This window comes from Pseudomonas oryzihabitans (genome assembly GCF_001518815.1).
Taxonomy (GTDB): Bacteria; Pseudomonadota; Gammaproteobacteria; order Pseudomonadales; family Pseudomonadaceae; genus Chryseomonas; species Chryseomonas oryzihabitans_E.
Map to the genome: position 1 here is coordinate 2,068,920 of NZ_CP013987.1, position 23,947 is coordinate 2,092,866.

At 65.9% G+C, this 23,947-nt stretch carries 22 protein-coding genes; 14 read left to right on the plus strand and 8 right to left on the minus strand.

The window, feature by feature from the left end; translation table 11 throughout:
• Window positions 1-10 precede the first annotated feature (10 nt).
• The 8 genes from APT59_RS09475 (at window position 11) to APT59_RS09510 (ending at window position 9,075) form a co-directional block, all read left to right on the plus strand.
• Entirely contained in the window at window positions 11-892 is an 882-nt protein-coding gene (locus tag APT59_RS09475; protein WP_059314616.1) for a TauD/TfdA dioxygenase family protein, read from the plus strand.
• A 158-nt stretch (window positions 893-1,050) separates the two neighbouring features.
• Window positions 1,051-1,932: an ABC transporter ATP-binding protein gene (locus APT59_RS09480; RefSeq protein WP_059314617.1), complete on the plus strand. Its 882-nt coding sequence runs from the start codon at window positions 1,051-1,053 to the stop codon at window positions 1,930-1,932.
• Window positions 1,933-1,946: 14 nt separating this feature from the next.
• Window positions 1,947-2,813 (plus strand): ABC transporter permease, encoded by an 867-nt coding sequence (locus APT59_RS09485; protein ID WP_059314618.1) that lies wholly within the window; start codon window positions 1,947-1,949, stop codon window positions 2,811-2,813.
• A gap of 629 nt (window positions 2,814-3,442) precedes the next feature.
• Entirely contained in the window at window positions 3,443-4,531 is a 1,089-nt protein-coding gene (locus APT59_RS09490; protein ID WP_059314619.1) for an LLM class flavin-dependent oxidoreductase, read from the plus strand.
• Window positions 4,532-4,601: 70 nt separating this feature from the next.
• Entirely contained in the window at window positions 4,602-5,549 is a 948-nt protein-coding gene (locus tag APT59_RS09495) for an ABC transporter substrate-binding protein (protein WP_059314620.1), read from the plus strand.
• The gene (locus tag APT59_RS09500; RefSeq protein WP_059314621.1) at window positions 5,546-6,871 is read left to right on the plus strand and encodes an LLM class flavin-dependent oxidoreductase; all 1,326 of its coding nucleotides are present in this window, start codon (window positions 5,546-5,548) and stop codon (window positions 6,869-6,871) included. Before APT59_RS09495 ends, APT59_RS09500 begins: the two co-directional genes overlap by 4 nt.
• Window positions 6,872-8,053 carry an acyl-CoA dehydrogenase family protein gene (locus APT59_RS09505; protein WP_059314622.1) on the plus strand — a complete coding sequence of 394 codons (1,182 nt, stop codon included), beginning with the start codon at window positions 6,872-6,874 and terminating at the stop codon, window positions 8,051-8,053.
• Window positions 8,054-8,181: 128 nt separating this feature from the next.
• A complete protein-coding gene (locus APT59_RS09510; protein WP_059314623.1) occupies window positions 8,182-9,075 on the plus strand; it encodes a LysR family transcriptional regulator in 894 nt (297 codons plus the stop codon).
• Window positions 9,076-9,123: 48 nt separating this feature from the next.
• Here APT59_RS09510 and acnA read toward each other — a convergent pair whose 3' ends face one another.
• Window positions 9,124-11,823 carry an aconitate hydratase AcnA gene (gene acnA / locus APT59_RS09515; RefSeq protein ID WP_059314624.1) on the minus strand — a complete coding sequence of 900 codons (2,700 nt, stop codon included), beginning with the start codon at window positions 11,821-11,823 and terminating at the stop codon, window positions 9,124-9,126.
• 189 nt (window positions 11,824-12,012) lie between these two features.
• Between acnA and rlmM the strand changes: the two genes are divergently transcribed.
• From rlmM to APT59_RS09530, 3 genes are all read left to right on the plus strand, one after another.
• Window positions 12,013-13,074 carry a 23S rRNA (cytidine(2498)-2'-O)-methyltransferase RlmM gene (gene rlmM / locus APT59_RS09520; protein WP_059314625.1) on the plus strand — a complete coding sequence of 354 codons (1,062 nt, stop codon included), beginning with the start codon at window positions 12,013-12,015 and terminating at the stop codon, window positions 13,072-13,074.
• 271 nt (window positions 13,075-13,345) lie between these two features.
• Window positions 13,346-13,585 carry a sulfurtransferase TusA gene (tusA, locus tag APT59_RS09525; protein WP_027597771.1) on the plus strand — a complete coding sequence of 80 codons (240 nt, stop codon included), beginning with the start codon at window positions 13,346-13,348 and terminating at the stop codon, window positions 13,583-13,585.
• Between the two features lie 74 nt (window positions 13,586-13,659).
• Window positions 13,660-14,241 carry an Sbal_3080 family lipoprotein gene (locus tag APT59_RS09530; protein WP_237140588.1) on the plus strand — a complete coding sequence of 194 codons (582 nt, stop codon included), beginning with the start codon at window positions 13,660-13,662 and terminating at the stop codon, window positions 14,239-14,241.
• A 214-nt stretch (window positions 14,242-14,455) separates the two neighbouring features.
• Here APT59_RS09530 and APT59_RS09535 read toward each other — a convergent pair whose 3' ends face one another.
• The 3 genes from APT59_RS09535 to APT59_RS09545 form a co-directional block, all read right to left on the minus strand.
• Entirely contained in the window at window positions 14,456-15,106 is a 651-nt protein-coding gene (locus APT59_RS09535) for an SGNH/GDSL hydrolase family protein (RefSeq protein WP_082696311.1), read from the minus strand.
• Between the two features lie 84 nt (window positions 15,107-15,190).
• Window positions 15,191-17,344, minus strand: a complete 2,154-nt coding sequence (locus APT59_RS09540) for a mechanosensitive ion channel family protein (protein WP_059314626.1) — start codon at window positions 17,342-17,344, stop codon at window positions 15,191-15,193.
• Between the two features lie 68 nt (window positions 17,345-17,412).
• Entirely contained in the window at window positions 17,413-18,789 is a 1,377-nt protein-coding gene (locus tag APT59_RS09545) for an MATE family efflux transporter (RefSeq protein WP_059314627.1), read from the minus strand.
• A 130-nt stretch (window positions 18,790-18,919) separates the two neighbouring features.
• Between APT59_RS09545 and pdxB the strand changes: the two genes are divergently transcribed.
• Complete coding sequence (gene pdxB, locus APT59_RS09550) at window positions 18,920-20,083, plus strand: 4-phosphoerythronate dehydrogenase PdxB (protein WP_059314628.1); 1,164 nt, start codon at window positions 18,920-18,922, stop codon at window positions 20,081-20,083.
• An 83-nt stretch (window positions 20,084-20,166) separates the two neighbouring features.
• Here the strand turns inward: pdxB and APT59_RS09555 are convergent, their stop codons facing one another.
• Together APT59_RS09555 and APT59_RS09560 are read right to left on the minus strand one after the other, a co-directional pair.
• Window positions 20,167-20,448, minus strand: a complete 282-nt coding sequence (locus tag APT59_RS09555; protein ID WP_027597776.1) for a pyrimidine/purine nucleoside phosphorylase — start codon at window positions 20,446-20,448, stop codon at window positions 20,167-20,169.
• An 83-nt stretch (window positions 20,449-20,531) separates the two neighbouring features.
• The gene (locus APT59_RS09560) at window positions 20,532-21,083 is read right to left on the minus strand and encodes an exonuclease domain-containing protein (RefSeq protein ID WP_059314629.1); all 552 of its coding nucleotides are present in this window, start codon (window positions 21,081-21,083) and stop codon (window positions 20,532-20,534) included.
• Window positions 21,084-21,267: 184 nt separating this feature from the next.
• Here APT59_RS09560 and APT59_RS09565 point away from each other — a divergent pair, with 184 nt between their 5' ends.
• Both APT59_RS09565 and APT59_RS09570 read left to right on the plus strand, forming a co-directional pair.
• Window positions 21,268-21,522 carry a YkgJ family cysteine cluster protein gene (locus tag APT59_RS09565; protein WP_059314630.1) on the plus strand — a complete coding sequence of 85 codons (255 nt, stop codon included), beginning with the start codon at window positions 21,268-21,270 and terminating at the stop codon, window positions 21,520-21,522.
• Between the two features lie 51 nt (window positions 21,523-21,573).
• The gene (locus APT59_RS09570; protein ID WP_059314631.1) at window positions 21,574-22,173 is read left to right on the plus strand and encodes an START domain-containing protein; all 600 of its coding nucleotides are present in this window, start codon (window positions 21,574-21,576) and stop codon (window positions 22,171-22,173) included.
• 107 nt (window positions 22,174-22,280) lie between these two features.
• On the opposite strand, the gene msrQ is transcribed toward APT59_RS09570, so the two are convergent.
• Together msrQ and msrP are read right to left on the minus strand one after the other, a co-directional pair.
• The gene (gene msrQ / locus APT59_RS09575; RefSeq protein WP_059314632.1) at window positions 22,281-22,892 is read right to left on the minus strand and encodes a protein-methionine-sulfoxide reductase heme-binding subunit MsrQ; all 612 of its coding nucleotides are present in this window, start codon (window positions 22,890-22,892) and stop codon (window positions 22,281-22,283) included.
• A complete protein-coding gene (gene msrP, locus APT59_RS09580) occupies window positions 22,892-23,902 on the minus strand; it encodes a protein-methionine-sulfoxide reductase catalytic subunit MsrP (RefSeq protein ID WP_059314633.1) in 1,011 nt (336 codons plus the stop codon). Before msrP ends, msrQ begins: the two co-directional genes overlap by 1 nt.
• Window positions 23,903-23,947 lie beyond the last annotated feature (45 nt).

Sequence of the window (23,947 nt, forward strand, 5' to 3'; positions counted from 1 at the left end):
GAACACTCCAATGACCCTCGCTTCCCCCCGTCCGGCCGCCGACCAGGCCTTCGAGATCCGTCCCTTCGGTAACCTGGGTGCCGAGATCCTCGGCATCGAGCTGGCCCGGCCGCTCAATGCCGAAGACTTCGCCCGCGTCCATCGCGCCCACCTGGATCATCACGTGGTGGTGTTCCGCGATCAGCGCATCACCCCGGAGGAGCAGATCGCCTTCAGCCGCCGCTTCGGTGAATTGCAGATCCATGTGCTCAAGCAATTCCACCTGGCCGGCCATCCGGAAATCCTCATCGTCTCCAACATCGTCGAAGACGGCCAGCCCATTGGTCTCGGCGATGCCGGCAAGTTCTGGCACTCGGATCTCTCCTACAAGGAGCTGCCGAGCCTGGGCTCCATGCTGCACGCCCAGGAGTTGCCGGAGGAGGGCGGCGATACCGTCTTCGCCAACATGCACCTGGCCTACGACACCCTGCCGGCGGCGCTCAAGCGTCAGGTCGAGGGTCTCCAGGCCGAGCATTCCTATACCGCCACCTACGCCAAGCCCAAGTTCGAGGGCAACTGGCGGCCGACCCTGACCGCCGCGCAACTGGCCGAGGTCAAGGCGGTGGTGCATCCGGTGGTGCGGACCCATCCGGAAAACGGTCGCAAGGCGCTGTTCGTCAGCGAGGGCTTCACCACCCACATCGTCGGCCTGCCGGAAGACGAGAGTCGCGAGCTGCTGGCCGAGCTGCATGCCCACAGCGTCAAGCCCGAGCACCTCTATCGCCACCAGTGGCGGCCCTACGACCTGGTGTTCTGGGACAACCGCTCGCTGCTGCACCTGGCGGCCGGCTGCCCCAATCATCTGCGGCGCAAGCTGTACCGCACCACCATCCAGGGCGATGCGCCTTTTTGAAAGCTTGCTCAAAGTCTGCTGCGCGTCGGCCAAACCGCGTTGAAAAGCCCGTCGGAATGCTCATTTACCACCCGTAAATTCCGCTTCCTCCGGCCTTTTCGCCTTGTTTGGCTCTAGCTCGCAAAACTTTGAGCAACCTTTAAATACCGGAGACGACCATGAATGCTCCTCTTGCTTCCCGTCCGCACCTGACCCTGGCGCAGACCCAGCCGCTGCTGCAGGTGCAGGATCTCGACGTCGAATACCGCACCCGCGAGCGCCGGGTGCGGGCCACGCACCAGGTGTCCTTCGAGGTGCATGGCGCCGACCGTTTCGTGCTGCTCGGCCCGTCCGGCTGCGGCAAGTCCAGCTTGCTCAAGTCGGTGGCGGGCTTCCTGCCGCCGCTGCACGGCGAGATTCGCCTGGAGGGCCAGCCGATCAAGGACCCGGGACCGGATCGCATCGTGGTGTTCCAGGAATTCGACCAGTTGCCGCCCTGGAAGACGGTGCTGGAAAACACCATGTTCCCGCTGCTCGCCAGTCGCCAGGCCAGTCGTGGCGAGGCACGTGAGCGGGCGCTGCATTACCTCGACAAGGTCGGCCTGACGCGCTTCGTCGATGCCTATCCGCATCATCTCTCCGGTGGCATGAAGCAGCGGGTGGCCATCGCTCGCGCCCTGGCCATGCAGCCCAAGATCCTGCTGATGGACGAACCCTTCGCCGCCCTCGACGCCCTGACCCGCCGCAAGATGCAGGAAGAACTCCTGACGCTCTGGGATGAGGTGCGCTTCACCCTGCTGTTCGTCACCCACTCCATCGAAGAGGCGCTGGTGGTGGGCAATCGCATCCTGCTCCTGTCGCCCCATCCGGGCCGGGTCCGCGCGGAACTCAACTGCCACCAGTTCGGCCTCGAGGACTTCGGCGGCGCCGAATTCCAGAGTACCGCGCTGCGCATCCACAACCTGCTGTTCCCCGACAACGTTCAGACCCTGCCACCGGAGGTCGCCGACGAGCGCCTGCGCCTGCAGCAGGCCATCGTCCAGGGCCGAATTTCCTACTAGCTTCGAGGTAGACCATGACTCGACAGCCCCCGGTGCGGGCCGAATACCAACGGGACCTCGCGCCCCTCGACGATCTGCCGCTGGCGGTCGAACTACCCCTGGCCACGCGCCTGTGGAGCCAGGCCTGGCTGCGCAAGCTGGTGATCCTGGCGATCCTGATGCTGGCCTGGGAAGTGGCCGCCCGTTGGCAGGGCAACGACCTGCTGCTGCCCAGCTTCCTGCAGACCGCCGCCGCCTTCTGGGATGGCCTGGTGATTGGCGAGTTGCCGGCCAAGGTCGCCATTTCCCTCGGCACCCTGCTCAAGGGCTATCTGCTGGGCGTGGTGCTGGCCCTGGCGCTGAGCGCCCTGGCCGTCTCCACCCAGTTCGGTCGCGACCTGCTCGGCACCCTGACCTCGATGTTCAATCCGCTGCCGGCCATCGCCCTGCTGCCCCTGGCGCTGCTCTGGTTCGGCCTGGGCGAGAACAGCCTGGTGTTCGTGCTGGTGCATTCGGTGCTCTGGCCCATGGCGCTCAATACCTACTCCGGCTTTCTCGGCGTCTCCGACACCCTGCGCATGGCAGGGCGCAACTATGGCCTCACGGGGCTGAGATACGTCGGGCTGATCCTCATCCCGGCGGCGCTACCGGCCATCATCTCGGGCCTGAAGATCGGCTGGGCCTTCGCCTGGCGCACCCTGATCGCCGCCGAGCTGGTGTTCGGCGCCTCCAGCGGCAAGGGTGGCCTGGGCTGGTACATCTTCCAGAATCGCAATGAGCTCTACACCGACCGCGTCTTCGCTGGCCTCGCCGCGGTGATCATCATCGGCCTGCTGGTGGAAGGCCTGGTGTTCGCCACCCTGGAGCGGCTGACGGTGAAGAAGTGGGGGATGCAGCGTTAGGGTCTTCCCCGGCCTATTCGGCTTCGCTGCGCTCAACCCAACCTACGAGATAGCACTGTAGGTTGGGTTGAGACGGCTCCACCGTCGAAGCCCAACAATGCACGGACTTTGGCCGGGTAACCGCGGATCTAGACCTTCGCGCGGAGTGCCCCCTCTCCCCCTGGGAGAGGGCTGGGGTGAGGGCGCCCTTCGCAGCGAATTCCTCCTGTGGAAAAGGCTGCGCCGTTTTCCACGCTACGGTGCTCAACCCAGCCTGCGGAACACCCTCGTAGGTTGGGTGAGACGGCTCCACCATCGAAGCCCAACAATGCACGGACTTTGGCCGGGTAACCGCGGATCTAGACCTTCGTGCGGGCTGTCCCTTCCCCCTGGGAGAGGGCTGGGGTGAGGACGCCCTTCGCAGCGAACTCCTCCAGCGGAAAAGGCTGCGCCGTTTTCCACGCTACAGCGCCATCGCGGTCATGAGAAGAAGTACGGAGCTATCTTTATTAAATGCGCAATGTAAATAAATCTCGCATTAGGATATGCGTATAAGGAATTTCCTTGTTATGCGCTGGCTATCTAAGGTGGACCCCAGCCAACGCCTTCCCAGAAGGCGTCCCCTTTACCTCGGCACGGGATTCACCACCATGAGCGTTCAGTTCCTCGGCATGATCGGCCATCGCCTCACCTCGGAGATCATCGCCCCCTCCGGCCCCATCTTCGACAAGGGCTACATCACCCGCTTCGCCCAGGCCCACGAGCTGGCCGGCTTCGATCGCATTCTGGTCGGCTACTGGTCCGATCAACCCGATGGCTTCCTGGTCACCGCCCTGGCGGGGCAGGCCACCCGGACACTCAAGTTCCTGCTAGCCCATCGTCCCGGCTTCGTTGCCCCGACCCTGGCGGCACGCAAGCTGGCGACCCTCGATCATCTGCTCGACGGCCGCCTGGCGGTGCACATCATCAGCGGCGGCAGCGACGGGGAGCAGCGCAAGGATGGCGACTGGCTCGACCACGACCAGCGCTATGCCCGCACCGAAGAGTTTCTCGACGTGGTGCGCCAGGAGTGGACCAGCCCCCAGCCCTTCGACCATGAGGGCGAGCACTACCGGGTGGCGAATGGCTTCTCCGCCATCAAGCCGCTGCAGCAACCGAGCTTGCCGGTCTATTTCGGCGGCTCCTCGGCGGCCGCCTTGCGGGTGGCCGGCAAGCACGCCGATGTCTTCGCGCTGTGGGGCGAGTCCCTGGCCCAGACCCGCGAGACCATCGCCGCGGTCCGCGCCGAGGCGGCGTGCCATGGCCGCACCCCCAGCTTCAACGTCTCCTTCCGGGTGATCCTGGGCGAAACCGAGGATGCTGCCTGGGCCAAGGCCGAGGCCATCCGCCAACAGGCCAAGGCGCGCCTGGCCGCAGAAGGCGCCGTGCATCCGGCCAAGCCGGAAGCGGTCGGGGCCCAGCGCCTGCGCGACACCGTGGCCCTGGGTGATCGTGTGGATCGTCGGCTCTGGACCGGCATCGCCGCCCTGGTCGGCGGCGGGCACAACTCTACCGCCCTGGTGGGCACCGCCGAGCAGGTCGCCGATGCCCTGCTGGACTACTACGACCTGGGCATCGACAGCTTCCTGATCCGCGGTTTCGATCCGCTCAACGATGCCGTGGAATACGGTCGCGAGCTGATTCCCCTGACCCGGCAAAAGGTCGCCGCGCGCCTGGCCAGCGTCCGCCGCACCGGCTGAAACTTTCTCACCTACCTACCGCGCGACCGTACCCACGGAGCGCTCCCGATACCTTCGAGGAGACGTTTTCGTGATCAAGGGATTGCTATTCGCCGCCGGCCTGCTGGCCGGCACCTCCGCCAACCTGGCCCAGGCGGTCACCCTTACCATCGGTGATCAGTTCTACTACAGCAGTACCCTGTTGGAGCAGGCGGGTGAACTCAAGGACCTGCCGTACCAGATCCAGTGGAAGAGATTCAACGCCGGGGCGCCGGTGGTGGAAGCGCTCAATGTCGGCTCCATCGACCTGGGCATTGTCGGCGACACCCCGGTGATTGCCCTGGCCGCCTGCGGGGGACCGATCAAGGTGGTGGCGGTGACCCGCAACCGCCCGGACGGCACCGCCATCGTGGTCGGCGAGGATTCGCCGATCAAGACGGTGGCGGACCTGGCCGGCAAGCGCGTGGCCATCTGGAAGGGCTCCTGGAGCCAGCAGCTGGTCTACTCGGCGCTGGAGCAGGCCGGGCTGCCCAGTGACGCCCCCCGCTACAGCTATCTGATGCCCACCGAGGCGGTAGCCGCCCTGAGCCAGGGCACGCTCGATGCCACTGCCACCTGGGAACCCTACGTGAGTATGGTGGAGCGTCAGGGCGGACGGGTGCTGGTCACCGCCAAGGACCTGATGCCAGCGCCGGTCTATGTGGTGGCCAACACCCAGCGCCTGGACGAAAACCGCGCCGCCATTGGCGATTTTGTGGCCCGCCTGCAACGGGCCCGCAGCTGGGCACGCGACCACGTCGACGTCTATGCCCAGGCTTGGGCCAAACGCAACAACTCCGATTCGGCCATCGCCGAACGCTGGTTCCGCCGCGACGCCACCTGGGTCGAGCCAATCAGCGCCCAGACCCTGAGCGATGGCCAGAAGACCGCCGACTTCCTGGTCAAGGCCGGGGTGCTGCAGCAGCCCTATGACGTCAAGTCTCTCTATGACCAGAGCTTCAATCGCTACCTGCAAGCTTCCACGGAGGTCAGCCGATGAGTCGCCAATTGCACCTCGCCGGCTTCCTGCTGGCCGGTCCCGTCGTCCATAGCCACGCCATCTGGCGCCATCCCGAGACTCAAGGCGATTTCCTCGACCCGGACTACTACGTCCGCGCGGCCAAGGCCCTGGAGGAGGGGCTGTTCGACTTCCTGTTCTTCGCCGACCGCCTGGCCGTGGGCGATCAGCTCGGCGGCTCGCGGGAGACCGCCCTGCGCCTGGGCGCCCAGGATGCCACCCGCCTCGACCCGCTGCCGCTGCTGTCCTATCTGGTGGCCCATACCCGCCACCTTGGCCTTGGTTGCACCCGCTCCACCACCTACTACGAACCCGCCCATGTCGCCCGGGCCTTCGCCACCCTCGATCACCTGTCCCGCGGGCGCGCAGCCTGGAATATCGTCACCTCGATGAACGACAGCGAGGGCCGGCTGTTCGGCAGGGAGCGCCACCTGGAACACGACCTGCGCTACGACCGTGCCGATGAATTCGTCGAAGTGGCACTCAAGCTCTGGCGCAGCTGGGGGCCAGGCGCTCTGCGGCTGGATCGCGAAGGCGGCGTGCTGGCCGATCCCGCGCAGGTGCGCGCCCTCGATCACCAGGGCGACTGGTTCCGCGTGGAGGGCCCGCTCAATATCTCGCGCAGTCCCCAGGGGCGCCCGGTGCTGATCCAGGCCGGTTCCAGCGGTCGTGGCCGGCGCTTTGGCGCGCGTTGGGCCGAAGCCATCTTCACCATCCAGCCGAACCTCGCCGCTATGCGCACCTTTCGCGACGATGTCCGCCGCCAGGTGCTGGAGCAGGGGCGCTCGCCCGACCGCTGCAAGATCCTCACTTCGGTGATGCCCTTCATCGGCGGCAGCGAAGCCGAGGCGCGCGCCAAGCAGGAGCGGCACAACGCCCTGGCGCAACCGGAAGTGGGGCTGATCACCCTCTGCTCCCAGCTCAACATCGACCTGTCCCGCTTCACCCTGGACACCGCCCTGGGCGAGGTGGCCGAGGTCGGCGACCTGCCGTTGGCCGCTGCCGAGAAGCTGCTGGCGCTGGGGCGGCGCACCACCCTGGCCGAACTGGGTCGCAGCTACGCCGCCAGTGTCCGCGTGCCGCAGCTGGTGGGTACCGCTGCCCAGATCGCCGACCAGTTGGCCGAGTGGTTCGAAGCCGGCGGGTGCGACGGCTTCGTGATTTCCCCCGGCTACCTGCCGGGTTCCTTCGTCGAATTCAGCGAGAGCGTGGTGCCGCACCTGCAGCGCCGCGGGCTGTTCCGGCGCCAGTACCAAGGCACGACCCTGAGAGATCACCTGGGCCTCGGCCCCCTGGAGGACTAGATGAGCACGATCGAGGAGGCTGCTGGCTGGCTGACGCTGGCCCGCGAAATCGGCGCGGAGTTCGCCGCCCGGGTGGTGGCCGACGAACGCGAGCGCATTCGTCCCGACGCCCAGCTGCAAAGACTCAAGGACAGCGGCCTGACCAACCTGGTCATACCCGTGCACCTCGGGGGCGCCGGTCAGCCTTGGTCGCTGGCCATGCGTGTGCTGCGCGAGATCGCTGCCGGTGATGGTTCAGTGGGCCTGCTCTATGGGTACCACCTGCTCAATACCGTCAACCTGCGGCGCGAGCCCCGGCCCAGGCGCGACCGACTACTGGCGGAAATCGCGGAAGGCCGTCTGTGGCTGGCCGGGGTGGTCAATCCGCGTGATGACGACATCCTGGCCCTTCCGCTCGCCGGCGGTGGCTATCGCCTGACCGGGCGCAAGGGTTTCTGTAGCGGTGCCGCCTTTGCCGACCGCCTCACCATCAGCGCCCGCGACCGGGAGAGTGGCGCACGGCTGATGGTCACCCTGCCGGCGGACCGGCCCGGATTGGCCTACGCCGATGACTGGGATCACTTCGGCGTGGCCCGCAGCGACAGTGGCAGCTTTACCCTAACAGACGTCTGGGCCAGCGCCGAGGAGGTCCAGATCTGCGACCTGGAGGACGCCGACGACTTCGCCGCGGTGATCCGCACCCCGGTCAACCAGTCGGCTTTTACCCAGTACTACCTGGGGGCAGCCCAGGGCGCCCTGCGCGAGGCGCGACGCTATCTGCACGAAGAGGCGCGGCCCTGGGTGCATTCCCTGGCCACCCGCGCCAGCGAGGATCAACTGGTGCTGAGCCAGATGGGCGAACTCTGGATCGCCCTCCAAGGCGCCGTGGCCCTGGCCGATCTAGCGGCGCAACGGGTACAGGAGCTGCTCGACGCCGACGATGCCTTTACCGCCGAACTGCGCGGCGAGACGGCCATTGCCGTGGCCAGCGCCAAGGTGCTGGCGGCGCGCACCGCGCTGGACGTCACAACTCGCGTGTTCGACGCCCTGGGCGCTCGCGCCACGCACAACCGTCTCGGCCTGGATCGCTTCTGGCGCGATGTGCGCACCCACAGCCTGCACGATCCACTGGCCTACAAGGTACTGGAGGTCGGTTGTTATGCGGTCAAAGGCCAGTATCCCGATATCCGCGCCTATACCTGACGAACGTCCGTATCACCGCTGTGGATTTAGTGTGGAGTGGACGACGTAGCACTGAACAAGGGCAGGTGAGATGGCCCTGGGTTATGCTTGGGATGCATGTCCAGAACCGAAAAGTCAGGCGCCTCCTCATGAAGACCGACGATATCGAAGCCTTTGTCGCGGTGCTCCGCAGCGGTTCCCTCAATGCCGCCGCACTGTCCCTGGGACTTACCCAGCCAGCCATCACCCGCCGCCTGCAGAGCCTGGAACAGGATCTGGGTGTCGAGTTGCTCGACCGCCACACCAAGCCACTCAAGCCGACACGCCTGGGTCAGGAGGTCTACGGCCACTGCCGCGCCATCCTGCGCGAGATGGACGCCCTGCGCGAGCGAGTGGCGGGTGATGTCCCGCCGTCCGGACTGCTGCGCCTTGGCGTACCCCAGACCTTGGGCGATGCGCTGTTGCTGGAGGCCGTGAAGGCTATCCGCACCCGCTACCCGGAACTGCGTACCCAGGTGGCGACCGGTTGGGGCAGCGTGCTGGTCAGCCGTATCGAGCACGGCGAGCTGGAGGGCGCCCTGGTGCTGTTTCCGGCCAACAAGGTGTTTCCCGACGGCGTCGAGGCCAATGCCTTGGGCGCCATGCCGCTGCAGGTGGTCTGCGCCCGAGACCAGGCGCCGGTCAAGGCGCAACGGCTGGCCGACATCCAGGGTCAGGGCTGGGTGCTCAATCCCGATGGCTGTGGCTTTCGCGCCAGCCTGCAACGAACCCTGGCCGAGCAGGGTCAGGCGTTGCGTATTAACCTGGAAACCTATGGCACAGAACTCCAGCTCGGCCTCGTGGCGGACGACCAGGGTCTAGGCCTGGTCCCGGCACCGCTGCTGGCCTTGAGTGCCCATCGCGAACGCCTGGCGGTGATCCCGCTGAAGGACTTCAAGCCGGAGATCCAGCTATGGCTGATCTACCCGCGCTTTCTCGGACCGCTGCAGGAGGTGGTCGAGGGGTTCGGGCGGGCGGCGAGTCAGCTGTTGGCAACCTCCTGACAGCAGAACGCCCGGTAGCCAGGCTGCCGGGCGTTCGCTAACGCCTGCTTAGGCCGCAGGCTTGGCCAGGAACTCCCGCAGTACATAGTGCAGGATGCCGCCGGCCTTGAAGTAGCTCACCTCGTTGAGGGTGTCGATGCGGCAGAGCACCTCGACGCTTTCCAGGCTGCCATCCTCACGGGTGACTTCCAGGGTCAGCGGCATGCGCGGGCGCAATTCGACACCGTCGATGCCCAACACGGCGATCTTTTCCTTGCCGGTCAGCCCCAGGGACTTGCGGTCGACGCCGTCCTTGAATTGCAGCGGCAACACGCCCATGCCTACTAGGTTGGAACGGTGGATGCGCTCGAAGCTCTCGGCGACCACCGCCTTGACACCCAGCAGGTTGGTACCCTTGGCGGCCCAGTCACGAGAGGAGCCGGTGCCGTATTCCTTGCCGGCGATGATGACCAGCGGGGTGTTCTCCAGCTCGTACTTCATGGCCGCGTCGTAGATCGACAGCTTTTCGCCAGTGGGGACGTGGTAGGTGTTGCCGCCTTCTTCACCGCCCAACATCTCGTTCTTTATGCGGATGTTGGCGAAGGTGCCTCTCATCATGACTTCGTGGTTGCCACGGCGCGAGCCGTAGGAGTTGAAGTCGGCATAGTCCACGCCATGCTCGGCCAGATAGCGGCCAGCGGGGCTGTCCTTCTTGATGTTGCCGGCAGGGGAGATGTGGTCGGTGGTGACCGAATCGCCCAGCAGCGCCAGGATGCGGGCATCGTGGATATCGGCGATACGTGGCGGATCGCCGGCGATGGTTTCGAAGAACGGCGGATTCTGGATGTAGGTGGAGTCGGCGTCCCAGACATAGGTCTCAGCGTCCGGCACCTGGATAGCCTGCCACTTCTCGTCACCATCGAACACGGCGCCGTATTGCTTGTGGAACATGGCGGTGTCGAGTTTCTGCACGGCGTCGGCCACTTCCTGCTGGGTGGGCCAGACGTCTTTCAGATAGACCGGCTGGCCGTCATTGCCGGTGCCCAGCGGCTCCTGGGTCAGATCGACCTTGACGCTGCCGGCGAGCGCATAGGCCACCACCAGCGGCGGTGAGGCCAGCCAGTTGGTCTTGACCAGCGGATGCACACGGCCTTCGAAGTTGCGGTTGCCGGAGAGCACCGAAGCCACGGTGAGGTCGGCGTCCTGGATCGCCTTCTCGATGGGGTCGAGCAGCGGGCCGGAGTTGCCGATGCAGGTGGTGCAGCCATAGCCGACCAGGTCGAAGCCAAGGTCGTTGAGATAGGGCGTGAGACCGGCGGCATTGTAGTAGTCGGTCACCACCTTGGAGCCGGGGGCGAGAGAAGACTTCACCCAAGGCTTGCGCATCAGGCCCTTCTCGGCCGCCTTCTTGGCCAGCAGACCGGCTGCCATCATGACGCTGGGGTTGGATGTGTTGGTGCAGGAGGTGATGGCAGCGATCACCACGGCGCCGTCCTCCAGCTGGAAGGTCTGGCCGTCGAGCTGCACTTCGACGCCACTGCCAGCCTTGGGTGCCTCGGCTTTTTTCGGTGCCAGGGCAGCGAAGTCGCCAAAGGTCTTGGCGACTTCGCCAAGCAGTACGCGATCCTGGGGTCGCTTGGGACCGGCCAGGCTGGACTGGACTTCGCCCATGTCCAGTTCCAGCACGTCGGTGAATGCCGGCTCGTCGCCGGGATTACGCCAGAGGCCTTGGGCCTGGGTGTAGGCCTCCACCAACTGCACGGTTTCCTCGGGGCGACCGGACAGGCGCAGGTAATCCAGGGTGATCTGGTCAACCGGGAAGAAGCCACAGGTGGCGCCGTATTCCGGGGCCATGTTGCCGATGGTGGCACGGTCGGCGAGGGGCAGGGTGGTCAGGCCATCACCAAAGAATTCGACGAACTTGCCCACCACGCCCTTCTTGCGCAGCATCTGGGTCACGGTCAGCACCAGGTCGGTGGCGGTGATGCCCTCGCGCAGCTTGCCGGTGAGCTTGAAGCCCACCACCTCGGGGATCAGCATGGACACCGGCTGGCCGAGCATGGCCGCCTCGGCCTCGATACCGCCCACGCCCCAGCCCAGCACGCCCAGGCCATTGATCATGGTGGTGTGGGAGTCGGTGCCGACCAGGGTGTCGGGGAAGGCATAGGTGCGGCCGTCCTCTTCCTTGGTCCAGACGGTGCGGCCCAGGTACTCCAGGTTGACCTGGTGGCAGATACCGGTGCCCGGCGGGACCACGCGGAAGTTGTCGAAGGCGTTCTGGCCCCAGCGCAGGAAGGCGTAGCGCTCGCCATTACGCTCCATCTCGATCTCGACGTTCTCGTGGTAGGCGTTTTCGCTGGCGTAGCGGTCCACCATCACGGAATGGTCGATCACCAGGTCGACGGGGGAAAGCGGATTGATCCGCTGCGGATCGCCACCGGCCTTGGCTACGGCTTCGCGCATGGCGGCCAGGTCGACCACTGCCGGTACGCCGGTGAAGTCCTGCATCAGCACCCGCGCCGGCCGGTACTGGATCTCGCGATTGGCGGAACGGGTCTTGGTCCAGTCGGCCAGGGCCTGGAGGTCCTCGCCGGTAACGGTCTGGTTGTCTTCCCAACGCAGCAGGTTCTCCAGCAGCACCTTGAGCGATTTAGGCAGCTTGTCGAGACTGCCCAAGGTCTTGGCCGCGTCGGGCAGGCTGTAATAGTGGTAGGTGCGCTCACCGACCTGCAGGGTCTTGAGGCTTTTGAGGCTGTCCAGGGCTGGCATCAGGGGTCTCCTTATCGACGGTTGCCCGCTGGCCGTTCGGGCCTCGAAAGGCAGACGAGACCCGTTCCAGCGCTGCGCGGACTGATTTTTCTAGGTGTAGTACTGGACCGACAGCCGCCGCTGGCGTTCCCCAGACGGCGCGCTGGGGTATAGTGCGCGCCCTGCGTGACCCCTTGAGGAAGCCCTGTCGTGAATACCTTGTTGCTGCTGTGCCGTACCGGATTCGAAGGCGAGGTCTGCGCCGAGCTCGGTGAGCGGGCGGCGCTGCTCGGCGTGGCGGGCTACGCCAAAGGCAAGCCGGGCGCGGCCTATGCCGAATTCGTCTGCGGCGATGCGACCGACGCCGCGCGCCTGATGCAGCACCTGAGGTTCGCCGAGCTGGTCTTTCCCCGCCAATGGTCGCGCGGCGCCTTTCTGAGCCTGCCCGAGCAGGATCGCATCGGTCCGTTGCTGGAGCTGCTGGCGGGCTATCCCGTCTGCGGCAGCCTGGCGCTGGAAATGCCTGACACCAACGACGGCAAGGCCCTGTCGACCTTTTGCAAGAAGTTCGAACGCCCCTTGACCCTTGCCCTGCGCAAGGCCGGCCGCCTGGTGGACGATGCCCGGGCGCCGCGTCTGCAGCTGACCTTCCTCAGCGGCCGCGAAGTCTTCGTCGGCCTGGTCGAGCCGGACAACGCCGCGCTCTGGCCCATGGGCATCCCACGGCTGAAGTTTCCTCGCGAGGCCCCCAGTCGCTCGACGCTCAAACTGGAAGAAGCTTGGCACCAGTTCATTCCCCGCGCCGAATGGGAGACTCGCCTGGCGCCGGAGATGCGTGCCGTGGATCTGGGCGCGGCGCCTGGTGGCTGGACCTGGCAACTAGTGGCCCGCGAGATGCTGGTGACAGCGGTGGACAATGGCCCGATGAACGAGGTGCTGATGGACAGCGGCCTGGTGGAGCACCTGCAGGTCGACGGCTATGCCTACGTCCCCAAGCGACCGGTGGACTGGATGGTCTGCGACATCGTCGAGAAGCCTGCGCGCACCGCGGCGTTGATCGAACGCTGGATCGGCGAGGGTCATTGCCGCGAGGCGGTGGTCAATCTTAAGTTGCCGATGAAGCAGCGCTATCGCGAAGTGGCCGGTATCCTCGAGCGCCTGCGCGACCATTTCGAAGGTCGCGGCCAGCGCGTGGTCATCGGCTGCAAGCAGCTCTACCACGACCGCGAGGAAGTGACCTGTCATCTGCGCCGGATGGATCGGAAACCCTGAGGACCTATCCAAAGTTTGCTGCGCGTCGGCCAGGCTGCGTTGACAGCCGCCTGGATCGCCAGCCCGCCCTGAGGTGGACCCGTCGAAATGCTCATTTACACTCGTAAACTGCGCTTCCTCGACGGCTTTATTCGCTGGCGCTCACCCTTCGGGCCAGCCGTTGGCTGTTACTCTCGCTGGTCGTTGCGCCTTGCCTGTCTCTAGCTCGCGAAACTTTGCACAGGTTCTCGCGCCTACTCGATATCTATTTTTAGCGTTTTCTGGAGTGCCGATGACCCTCGAAGCCGATGCCACCCTCGACGCCAGCGGGCTCAACTGCCCGGAACCGGTGATGATGCTGCACAACAAGGTGCGCGACATCGCCCCCGGCGCCCTGCTCAAGGTCATCGCCACCGATCCGTCCACCCAGCGCGACATCCCCAAGTTCTGCGTCTTCCTCGGCCATGAGCTGGTGGAGAAGAGCGAAGGGGAAGGGCGCTACCTGTACTGGATCCGCAAAAAGGTGGAATGACCTTCAGCGCAGGGCTCGCTTTGCTGCTGTGACTTGGCTCACAATCGCCGGTCTAGCAAGCAGGGATGCCTTTGATGAAAGCCAGGACGCTGTGTGTTGTTTCGTTGATTCTCGCGGGTTGTACCTCGGTACAGGTCGAGCCTGTCGCGGTACGTCCGGATCTGGTGTGTATCCAGGAAAATCCTGCCGTCTGGGTAAAGGATTTCCTGCCCGTGGTCCGTGCCGGCTTCGCCCGCCATGGCGTCCCTACCGAGACCTATGCGCAGGTGCCGCGCCAGTGCCCTTATGTTCTCGAGTACACCGCCCGGCAGACGTGGGATATGGCCCCCTATCTCTCCGTGGCCGAGTTGACGATTCGCGATGCCGGTGGCCGCCAGGTGGGCCAGGCCGATTACCATCTGCGTGGCAAGGGTGGCCTCTCCCTGATGAAGTGGCAGGGAACCGCGGCGAAGCTCAATCCGGTGATAGACCAACTCCTGGGTCAGATGCGTCCCGCGCCCGTCGTCCGGTCCACAGCGCCTGTTGCCTCGACCGCCATGCCGGCTGCGCTGACCTTTGAAGACGAGCTGGCTGCACTTCAGGCCAGAAACCTGGGTTATCAGGCTTACAGCGAGCAGTACCACGCCCTTCGTCAGCGTTATGGCCTGGATCGTTGAAAACGGGGCTGAGCCGAGGGTGTTGGGCTTCGCTGCGCTCAACCCAACCTACGGGGATGCGGTTCTGTAGGTTGGGCGCAGACGGCCCCATTGTCGAAGCCCAACAGGACGATGCCAGCCACCCCGTAGCGTGGAAAACCGCGCAGCGTTTTCCACCGTCGAGCCCCCGACCTCGTAGACAAGGCCGCGCCGTTGTCCAGGCTACGTTCTACGTTCAGGCGCTAGCGGCCGCTCTGACCACCCCCACCAGATGCTCCCCCAGCCGCCGATGCTGGTCCGCTTCGAAATGCACGCCGTCCACTGGGCTTACCTGGATGAGCTCCCCGGCATCGACGAAGGTCGCGCCCTGGGCCTCGGCTACCTGGCGATAGCGCTCGGCCAATTGGCGGGACTTGGCCGCGCCGCCGGCGAAGATCTCGCCGAGAAAGCCCACTTCCTCGATGGGGGCCGGTGCCATCACGATGAGCCTGGGCGTGGCGCCGTTCGGGCCGGCATTGCAGCGTTTGATCTCTTCCAGCAGCACCTGCAACGCACTGGCGATGTCCGCAGGCGTCACCGACAGCCGTGCCTTGAGATCGTTGGTGCCGAGCATCAGCAGCAGAACGTCCACGGGCAGCTGGCTTTCCAGGCAGGGTCGGAGATAGGTGAGGCCGTTCTTGTGCTGGCCGTCGATGGGGTCGTCGTGCACCGTGGTTCGTGCCGGCAGGCCTTCTTCGATCACCTGCCAGTCGCTGCCCAGGCCGCGGGCCAGGATGCCGGTCCAGCGTTCGTCCCAGCCGAAGCGTTCGAGTACGCCCGGCTGGGTCAATGGCCGGGTGCCATGGGTGTTGGAGTCGCCATAACAGAGCAGGGTACGCAGGGGCATGTCAGGACCTCGCCAGGACAGAGTGACGTACACCCTAGAGGCTTTTCCGCAGCGCCGCGAGGACCGACGGTCGTGCCAGCGGCCTCAGCCTTCGCTCGGCGCTTCGCTGCCCCGCGCCGCCTGATCCAGCGGCGAGCCGCCTACCTCGTAGCGCACGTTCATGCGCGGCGACGCCAGTTCGATGCCGGCATCGTCCAGGTAGCGCTTGAGCTTGAGGTTGAAGGCCCGCGAGACCTCCCACTGCTTGATTGGTGCGGTCTTGAAGCGAAATCTCAGGATGGCCATGCCCGAATCGAAGCTCTCCACCCCCTGCAGCTCCAGCGGCGACCAGATGTCCCGGCCCATCAGCGGGTCCTGGCGCAGCGAGCGGCCGACCTCCTGGACCATCTCGATAGCCTTGTCCACCGACATCGCCTGCGGGATCGGCAGGCGGAAGATGGCGTAGCCGAACTGCCGCGAGTAGTTCTGGATGCTCTTGATCTCGCTGAAGGGGATGGTGTGGACGATGCCGTCGATGTCCCGCAGCCGCACGGTGCGGATGGTCAGGCCCTCGACGGTACCCAGGTGGTTGCCCACGTCGACGTAGTCGCCGATGGCCAGGGAATCCTCGATGATGATGAATAGCCCGGTGATGAGGTCGGCTACCAGGCTCTGGGCACCAAAGCCCACCGCCAGGCCGATGACGCCGGCACCCGCCAGCAGCGGGGTGACGTTCACGCCCATGTTGGCCAGGGCGACGATCAGGGCGATGACGAAGATGGTCAGGAACAGCACGTTGCGGATCAGCGGCAACATGGTCTGGGCGCGAGCATTGTTGGGGCTCACGCGGTGCAGATTGAGGCTGCGATGGATGGCGGTGTCGGCCAGGATCCATACCAGCCAGGCCAGCAACAGGGTGCCACCCAGGCCAAAGAACTTGCTGGCGACCGCATGGCCGTCACCCTGGCTGAACCCCAGCAGGGAGAGATTCCAGGCCCGCAGGGCCAGCTCGATTCCCACCAGCCAGATGACGATCCCCAGTACCAGCACGAAGAACGCCCGCAGCCGTTCGGCATAGGCTTCCTGGATTCGGCCGTGATGGCGCCGGTGCAGCAGGCGCGCCCGGACCAGGGCATTGAGCCCCATGGCGGCACCCATGGTCACGGCGAACAGCAGTGCCCGGCGCAGGGCGTCGCTGGTGTCGCCGGCTGAAACGAAGGTAGCCACCACCGAGACGGCCACCAGGATCAGCAGCGGCAGGTGCCAGAGCCGGGCGATCAGGTGGCGCACGCCCTGGAGACCGCGCAGCGCCTGACGCTTGGCCAGGGGCTGGTTGCGGATCAGGTGGGCGATGGGGCGGCGGAATCTAAGGGCGAATTGCGCCGTGAGCAGGGCGGCGCAGATATTGGCGCCAATGGCGATGACCGCGGCCAGGTGCGGCCCCAGGGTCTCGGCCAGGTGCGGATCGCTGGCCACGCCACCCAGGGCCGCCAGGCTGCCGATGATCCACAGCGGGCGAAAGGCGCGCCGGCGCAGGATCAGCAACGCCCGGCTGCGGTGCGCGCCGCTGGGCAGGGAGCAGATCACTACTACCGTTGCCGCGAACAGCGGGCCGATGACGGCGGCATAGGCCAGGGTCACGGCCACGGTCTTGCCCAGGGAATCCGGCATCCACAGGGATACCAGCAGGGTGATGACGAACGCCAGCAGCCAGGGTGCCAGCTTGCGCAGGGCGAAACGCACCAGGTCCAGGGTCCGCGGTCTGAGCGGCAACTCCTCGGCCAGCCCGAACCTGATGCGCAGCCGATGGCTGATGCTCTTCAGGCCCAGGGCACAACCGGCCCAGAAGGCCAGGGTGATGACGAAACCCAACAGCAGATTGAGCCGCTGTTCGGGCGCGGGTGCCAACATGGCCAGCTCCGCGCCAGCCTGATCCAGCTGGAATTGCCAGCGCTCGCGCAGGTTGTCGCGCTGCAATTGCTGCTCGACCACCGTCATGGTGTCGGTGATCAGGCCGATCACTCCCTGGGAGGCGCTGGGTTCCGCCTTGGTCTGGGCGGCCTGCAGCTTCTTGAGATCCGCCAGCAGACGATTGCGCTGCTGATCGCTTTCCAGGGTCTTGATGACCTGGTCCAGGGACTGGCCGAACTGGGGGTCGACCTGATCCTTCTCTGTACCTGGCAGCCCGGGCAGGGCTGCCTGGACCGGACCGATGAGCAGGAAGCAGAGGCAAAACAGCTGTAGCAGGCGAAAGATCATCGAAGCCGCACGCTCGCGAAAGGTGAAAACGCCCGTCCTGAACGGCCCAGGGCCGTCCGACGAGGGGGTCAGTGTAACAAGGGCTTGGCGCCGTGGATGCGTCGACGGGCACTGCGCGCCAGGCGCACCGAAAGCAGGATGGCCGCGCAGGTCAGACCCAGTACCAGGCCCTGCCAGAGGCCGGCCGGTCCGCGTGGCGCACCGAACCAGTCGCTCAGTCCCAGCGCCCAGCCGACCGGCAGTCCCACGCCCCAGTAGGCCAGCAGGGTGATGACCATGGTCGCGCGGGTATCCTGATAGCCGCGCAGGGCGCCCGCGGCGGTGACCTGGATGGCGTCGGAGAACTGGAAGATGCCGGCGAATACCAGCAGCGAGGCCGCCAGCTGGATCACCGCCAGGTCCTGGGAGTAGAGCCCGGCGATGAAGGTGCGCGCGGTCAGCATCAGGGTGCAGGAAACGCAGGCGCAGAGCAGCCCGGCGGCCATGCCGACGCCCGCGGCGAAACGGGCCTCGCGCGGCTCGCCGCGGCCCAGTGCCTGACCGACGCGGACGGTTACCGCCATCCCCAGCGCCAGGGGCACCATGAACACCAGACCGGAGAAGTTGAGCGCCACCTGGTGACCGGCCACCACGGTCGGGCCCAGTTCACCGATCAGCAACGCCACCACGGAGAAGATGCTGGACTCGGCGAACACGGCGATGCCGATGGGCACGCCGATGGCCAGCAGGGCGCGCAGCGTGGGTCCGTGTGGCCGCTCGAAGCGGGCGAAGATGGCGCAGGAGCGATAGCGTTCGGTACGGATTATCGCCAGCATGGCCAGCAGCATCGCCCACATCACCGTGCCGGAGGCGAAGCCGCAGCCGGCGCCGCCCAGGGCCGGCAGGCCCAGGTGGCCCTGGATGAAGATCCAGTTCAGCGGCACGTTCAGCGCCAACCCCGCGAGGCCGACCAGCATCGCCGGCCGGGTGCGCCCGAGGCCGTCGCTGAAGCAGCGCAGCACATAGTAGAAGGCGGTGGCTGGCAACCCCATGGCGATGCCCTTGAGATAGAGCAGGGTCGGGCCGATCAGTTGCGGGTCGACGTGCATGGCCACCAGCAGCGGCCGGGCATTGAGCAGTAGCAGGCTGGCGATGAGGCCACAGCCAAGGGCCAGCCACAGCGCCTGGCGCACTAGCGAGCCGATCTCACCGCTGCGCCCGCCGCCGTGGCGCTCGGCTACCTTGGGCGTGGTCGCCAGCAGGATGCCGGTCATCAGCAGGAACACCGGAATCCACACGGAGTTGCCCAGGGCGACGGCAGCCAGATCCAGCGGCCCGACACGGCCGGCCATCACGGCGTCGACGAAGCCCATGGCCGAATGCGAGAGCTGGGCGATGACGATGGGCGCGGCCAGGGAGAGCAGGGCGCCGAATTCACGTCTGATACGAGGCAGAGAGGAGGTCACTTGAGCGGTCGGTCAGCTTCGGGGCCAATAGTCTAGACCTCATGGCCGGCGTGGCAAGCCTCGCGGCGACCGTTGCCTGGTGCGAATGGCCTGCTAAAGTGCCGATCCCCGCCCCTGCGAGTGCCCAGGCATGCACATCCTTGCCGACGAAAACATACCGCTGCTGGACGCCTTTTTCGGACCCCATGCGACCCTCGAACGCCTTCCTGGTCGCGCCTTCGATCGCGAAGCCGTGGGCCGCGCCGATGCGCTGCTGGTGCGCTCCATCACCCGCATTGACGAGACGCTGCTGGCAGGTTCGAAGGTCGGCTTCGTCGGTACCTGCACCATAGGCACCGACCATCTCGATCTCGGCTATCTGCAGCAGGCGGGCATCCGCTGGAGCAACGCCCCCGGCTGCAATGCCCGTGGGGTGGTGGACTGGGTGCTTGGCGCGCTGCTGGCGCTGGCCGATGGCACCGGCGCGGAGCTGGCGCAGCGGACCTATGGCATCGTCGGCGCCGGTCAGGTCGGCGGCCGCCTCGCCATGGTGCTGCGCGGACTGGGCTGGAAGGTACTGGTCTGCGATCCGCCGCGTCAGGCGACGGAGCAGGGCGACTTCCACAGCCTGGATGAGCTGATCGCGCGGTGCGACGTGCTCTGCCTGCATACGCCACTGATCCGCGAGGGTGCGCAGCGCACCCTGCACCTGTTCGATGCCGACCGCCTGACCAGCCTGCGCCCAGGAAGCTGGCTACTCAATGCCTGCCGCGGCGAGGTGATCGACAACGCCGCGCTGCGTACCCATCTGGCCGGTGGCGCCGAGCTGGCGGTGGCACTGGATGTCTGGGAAGGCGAGCCAGGTATCGACCCTGAATTGGCTCGTCTCTGCCACCTGGTGACGCCCCATATCGCCGGGCACAGCCTGGAAGGCAAGTGGCGCGGCACGGCGCAGATCTATGAGGCGTTTTGCGCCTGGGCGGGAGAAACGCCACGCTTGGGTCTGAGCGACCTGTTGCCGCCGCAGCAGCTGGAACGCCTGGTGTTCAGCGGGGACACGCCGCAGGCGACGGCCTTCAAACGCGTCTGTCGTGCGGTCTACGATCCGCGTGATGACGATGCGGCGCTACGCGCGACCCTCGGCCTGCCGGCCCTGGCGCGTGCCCAGGCGTTCGACGCCCTGCGCAAGGGCTACCCCATGCGTCGGGAGATTCCGGGGCTGGTGCTCGAAGGGGCGGGCATGACTCGGCTGGCGAGTGCCCTGGGCTGCAGCTGGCGACATGGCGACGACTCCGAAAGCGGCGGTGTCGCTTAGGACAGAGCCGAAGCGCAAGCGTTCAGGCGGGGTAGCGGCCCCCGCCAGTCGGCCTGGATGGCCGAGTGACGGGACTCACGGACTCAGTGGTATTCGCAGAGGTAGGCGGTGTCTTCCGCGACCTTGAGCTGGAACTTGGCGTTGGCCGGCACGGTGAACTGGCTGCCCGCGGCGAAGGTTTCCCAGGTCTCGCTGCCCGGCAGCTTCACGGTCAGGGCGCCGGCCACCACGTGCATGACCTCCAGCTGGCTGGTGCCGAATTCGTATTCGCCGGGGGCCATGACGCCCAGGGTGGCAGGCTTGGACTTCAGGCTGAAGGCGATGGATTTGACGGTGCCGTCGAAGTATTCGTTGACCTTGAACATCGGGTTTCCTTGTGCGAGAGCGGTTAGAACCGTCCGCGAGTATGCCCAAGGCCGTCCCCGGCTGTCACCGCTTCCTGCGTCGGTCAGCGCGCGAAGGCCGGCAGACTGGCGGGCAACAGCTTGGCGGTGTTGCGCGCGTCGGTCTCGGCACGATGGAGCACCCCGGTAAAGGCCAGTCCGGCCGACTCCAGCGCGGCGGTAAGACCCAGCGGCCGCGCCAGGCCGCGGGCCTTGGCGAAGGCCTGCTTGAGATTGCGATGCGGCACCCGCGCCAGGTGGGTGTGCAGGTCGTGCTCGCGCCAGGCGCGTTCCAGCAGGCGGCGGTCGAAGTCGCCCCAGCTGCACCAGCCGGCCAGGGTGGTTTCGTAGGCGCCCAGCCAGCGCTCGAAGGTCGGCCAGGTGCCAGCCAGCCGCTCGGCCCCATCGACATCGGCCTGGCTGATATGGGTGAGGTCGCGGCAGAAGGGTGTCAGCAGCGGCAGGCGCTCAGGCTGGACGAAGCTCTGGTAGCGATCCAGCTCCTGGCCCTCGGCGTCCACCATCACCGCGCCGATCTCGATGATCTCCATCAATTCCAGCGGCCAGCCACCTTCGTCGGTGGTCGCTTCCAGGTCCAGCACCAGCCAATGCTTCATTGTCACGCCCTCGGGCCAGCCGCCTCGCTCATCGCAGATAAGACGGCCGAAAAATCTCTGGGTTGCGTAGCATCGTGCGAATGGATGTTACATTCATGACTGTATAGCGACATCTGGTCACGATTCGCTTGTGAGGCCCCAGCCTTGGTTTTAAGCTTCAAGCCTCTTCTCTGCGAGTTTCACCATGGAATGCCGTCCGGGTTGTGGCGCTTGTTGCATCGCGCCGTCGATCTCCTCACCACTGCCACGCATGCCCCAGGGCAAGCCATCCGGCGTGCGTTGCGCCCATCTGGACAGCACCAATCGCTGCGATCTGTTCGGCTCGCCGCTACGTCCTGCCGTATGCGGAGGCTTCCTGGCCGAGCCGGCCTTCTGTGGCGCCAGCAGTGCCGAGGCCATGGCCATCCTGTTGCGGCTCGAAGGCGAGACCGCCGCCTGATCCGATCTCTCGACAACGCTCTCCGACAACCACAACAACAAGGGACGTCCCATGCACAAGCCGCTTCGCTCCATCCTTGCCCTGACCCTGCTCGCAGCCACCGGCCTGGCCCAGGCCGAGGACTGGCAGCTCGCCAAGCAGGAAGACGGTATCCAGGTCTATACCCGTGCCGTCGCTGGCTCCAAGTACAAGGCCTACCGCGGCGTGGTACAGATCAAGGCCGTTCCGGCCACCATCGCCCGCCTGCAGGATGATCCAGTGGGCTCGTGCAAGTGGATCTTCCGCTGCCAGTCGCTGCAGGTACTCAAGCGTCAGGACAACCAGGCCTGGACCTATATGCGCATCGACATGCCCTGGCCGGTGACCGCGCGCGACGTGGTGCTGCACATCACCGAGCAGAAGACCCCTGACGGCGGTTTCACCCGTACCCTAGAAGGTCAGCCGGATTACCGTCCCGCTGCCGATGGCTATGTACGGGTGGCGAGCTTCCAGGGCCAGTGGCGGGTGGTGCCGAAGAATGGCGGCTCGGAAGTGACCTACGAGGCCCAGAGCGAGCCGGGTGGCAGCGTGCCGTCCTGGCTGGCCAACAGCTTCGTGGTGGATGCCCCGCTCAACACCCTGAAGGGCCTGCGCCAGGCCGCGCAGCGCTGATCGATCATCTCTACCCTTAGGCCTGGCGCCCCTGGCGCCGGCCTTTTAATACCACCCCTATGATTTTGAGGCGTGGAGAATTTGCCTCCCTGCCTCGACAGCTGTAATCAACGAGCAGGGAGGGTGGCTGCCTGATTGCGTCTTCTACGACGCCAGCCATCCACCAGGCGGAAGGCCAGCAATGCAGCGCCGATGGCGGCGTAGATCGCCCATTCTTCCAGGTCCGAGCGCACAATCCAGAGATAGTGCAAAAGCCCCAAGCCCAGCACCAGGTAGGCCAGCCGATGCAGCTCCTTCCAGCGCTTGCCCAGGCGGCGCATGGCCGGGCGGTTGGAAGTGACTGCCAGGGCCAGCAGGATCAGCAGGGCCGCAGCACCGACGATGATGTAGGGCCGGCGCTGCAGCTCCACGCCCAGTTGCGACAGGTCAAAGCCCAGCACGAAGGCCAGGTAGCCCAGGAAGTGCAACAGGGCGTAGGTGAAGGTCCACAGCCCCAGCTGACGGCGGATAACCGGCCAGAGCTTCCAGCGGGTGAGCCGCGACAGTGGGGTCAGGCTGAGGGTCAGCAACAGCAGCACCAGGGTACCGGTGCCCAGCTTGTCCACTAGCGCCTTGCCCGGGTCCGGGCCGAGGGCGAAGATCCACGCCTGGTACAGCCACCACAGCGGCGGGCAGAGCGCGGCGACGAACACCGCGACCCGCCAAAGCAGCAATCCCATCAGTAGTTTCTCCGCAGATCCATGCTGGCATAGAGCGAGGCCACTTCCTCGCCATAGCCATTGAACATCAGGGTCGGCCGAACATTGGGGCTGAAGAGACCGCTGGGCAGCCGACGTTCGCGGGCCTGGCTCCAGCGCGGGTGATCCACTTCCGGATTGACGTTGGCATAGAAGCCATATTCATTGGGCGCCATCCCCTGCCAGGTGGTGCGCGGTTGTTCTTCCACCAGGCTGATCCGCACGATGGACTTGATGCCCTTGAAGCCGTACTTCCAGGGCACGATCAGGCGTAGCGGCGCGCCGTTCTGGTTGGGCAGCACCCGGCCGTACATGCCCACCGTCATCAGGGTCAGCGGATGCATGGCCTCGTCCAGGCGCAGGCCCTCGACATAGGGCCAGTCCAGCAGGGCGAAGCTGGAGTTCATGCCAGGCATGTGCTTCGGGTCCTTGAGCGTCTCGAATCTGACGTAGCGGGCCTTGCCCGTGGGTTCGACCCGCTTGAGCAGGCTGGCCAGCGGAAAGCCCAGCCAGGGAATGACCATCGACCAGGCCTCCACGCACCTCATGCGATAGATGCGCTCTTCCAGGGTGTCGGGCCCGAACAGATCCTCCAGGCCATAGGTGCCGGGTTTGCCCACCTCGCCATCGACCACCACGCTCCAGGGTTGGGTCGGCAGCTGGCCCGCGTGGGCCGCGGGATCGCTCTTGTCCGGACCGAATTCGTAGAAGTTGTTGTAGTGGGTGGCGTCCTTGAAGGGGGTGATGTCTTCGCCCTTGACCGTGGCCGCCTGCCAACGGGTATCCGGCAGCTTGCGCTCGAACCAGTCGGGGCCCTTGGCGGCGTCGACGTCACCATAGGTAGAGGCGGCGGCCATTGCCCAGCCGGGCAGGGCGGCGCCAGCGAGCAGGGCGCCACTGGCACCGAGCAGCTGGCGCCGGGACAGGTAGACGGCTTCAGGGGTGATCTCCGACCCACGACAGGCAGAGCGCGGAACGATCTTGATCGGCATGACGAACCTCGACGGGATGCGCGCAGGAGGGCGCGGCTGGCTATC